This is a genomic window from Stutzerimonas stutzeri (assembly GCF_024448935.1).
In the GTDB taxonomy this organism is placed as follows: domain Bacteria; phylum Pseudomonadota; class Gammaproteobacteria; order Pseudomonadales; family Pseudomonadaceae; genus Stutzerimonas; species Stutzerimonas stutzeri_AO.
In genome coordinates this window covers 1-1035 of sequence record NZ_JAMOIE010000239.1, presented here as the reverse complement: position 1 = coordinate 1035, position 1035 = coordinate 1, and the positions used below count along the sequence as shown (strand labels likewise).

Sequence of the window (1035 nt, the reverse complement as noted above, 5' to 3'; positions counted from 1 at the left end):
CCAACCTGTCAGCCACTGCTACGACCTCATGGACGCTGCCTATTGCAGCCCGATCATCCGCGTCCACAGCCAGAGCCTGGGCCATGAGTGGCCAAGCATTGACCAGCGCGAGGCTGGCGGGACCTATCAGCACAATTTTGGTTGGAATTTCGCAAGAGCCTCAATAATCAAAATCCCCCGATAACCGGAAATGCGAGGGCATTCCCTGGCATTCTGTCTGACGCCTGATGGCGACAGGTGATCGTGGGCACGATGATGGACAAGGACGGCAACAACCTGTGCGAGGCCGGTATCCAGAAACCCGTCGTGGGGCCGAAGTTCGAAAGCGCCTGGCCGGAACAGGAAGACAGCAACTGGGTCCGGGACGGTGACAAAAACGCAGACACGGTCATTTACACCTTCACCGATCCCAATTGCCCTTGTTGTCATCGCTTCCGCCAGCAGGCCGAGCCCTGGATCGAGGGCCGGCAAGGTACAGCTGCGCCACATCATGATGGTAGGCATTCCCAAAGAAGATAGCCTGACCAAAGCAGCCACCATTCTCGGCAGCGAAAACCCCGAATCAGCCATGCAGAAGCACCAGGTGTCTTTCGAAAAGGGCGGGGATTGAGGTAGACCGCAAGCGCGTGAGCGCGGCTCATCTTGAGGTAAAAGCCAACAACAGCCTGATGCAGGAACTGGGCCTTCAGGCAACGCCCTCTATAGGGGAGAGAACGGGAAAAATCACCATGGTACAGGGCCTGTCTAATCCGCAGGCTCTGGAACGCATGATGGCCCCCGCCCCTGATAACACCGGATGTCCCGCCAGCCACGGCGGCGGGACTCACTCCGTCGCCGCTTTGGCAAAGTTTGCGAGCGCGCCCTTCACTTTCTCGATAACCTCGTCGCAGCCCTCGATATCATGGCGCCGCTTGAGATACTCGGGGTCGTTATAGCCAAGCCAGACAACCCCTTCGCTGTCCTCCCAGATCAGCGCTTTCTGCGGCAGATCAATGGCGACACTCTGAGCGCACTGCATCAGCGGTGTGCCTACCC

General features: G+C 58.6%; 2 protein-coding genes and 1 pseudogene. 1 reads left to right on the top strand and 2 read right to left on the bottom strand.

The window, feature by feature from the left end:
• A pseudogene (locus NA637_RS25815) lies at positions 1 to 121 on the top strand (IS5/IS1182 family transposase); the annotation flags it as partial.
• A 5-nt stretch (positions 122 to 126) separates the two neighbouring features.
• Here NA637_RS25815 and NA637_RS25100 read toward each other — a convergent pair.
• Both NA637_RS25100 and NA637_RS25095 read right to left on the bottom strand, forming a co-directional pair.
• Positions 127 to 570, bottom strand: a complete 444-nt coding sequence (locus NA637_RS25100) for a hypothetical protein (RefSeq protein ID WP_256075322.1) — start codon at positions 568 to 570, stop codon at positions 127 to 129.
• 253 nt (positions 571 to 823) lie between these two features.
• The coding region (locus NA637_RS25095; RefSeq protein ID WP_256075320.1) for a DUF302 domain-containing protein at positions 824 to 1035 on the bottom strand (212 nt) is incomplete at its 5' end.